The following is a 424-nucleotide window of genomic DNA, read 5'->3' as shown; positions in this document are numbered from 1 at the left end:
GTCGAAACTGTTTGAGGCGGCGAAGGGGCTCGACCTCGGCGTCTGCGCGAGTGTCGGCAGGTGCGCTCCGGGAAATTGGAAGTTAGCCACCAAGGAAACGGGCTTGGCCCGTGAGTTTCTCTTTGACTTCACGATGTATCACGATTTTGAGGGGGATTACGCTCAGCCAGAAATAATCTTGGAGCATGAGAACGTCTGGCACCTCGATGCCTTCATGGAGGACTTCTGGAAGCTCATGTTTGGCTATGCGCCCCTTCGTGTCATGATCGGCTATCACCGCGACATGAACCATGTGAACGAGTATATCGACGCGATTCGCAGGTTCGACCGCGAGAGGAGATGGAGGTACCCGGCAGGTGTCGAGGACCTCGTGCTCATCGGGCATCGTCAGATGGAGGCACGTGGATTCAGGGTCGTGAACCGG

General features: G+C 56.6%; 1 protein-coding gene. It reads left to right on the top strand.

All coding sequences use genetic code 11. The features are described from left to right. A partial coding sequence (locus FL311_RS44805; RefSeq protein ID WP_194869659.1) for a hypothetical protein occupies positions 1 to 424 on the top strand: 424 nt, incomplete at both ends.

The sequence above is a fragment of the Myxococcus sp. AB025B genome (assembly GCF_006518215.1).
In the GTDB taxonomy this organism is placed as follows: domain Bacteria; phylum Myxococcota; class Myxococcia; order Myxococcales; family Myxococcaceae; genus Myxococcus; species Myxococcus fulvus.
The sequence above is the reverse complement of the archived record's forward strand: the minus strand, read 5'-3'. Positions and strand labels throughout refer to the sequence as shown.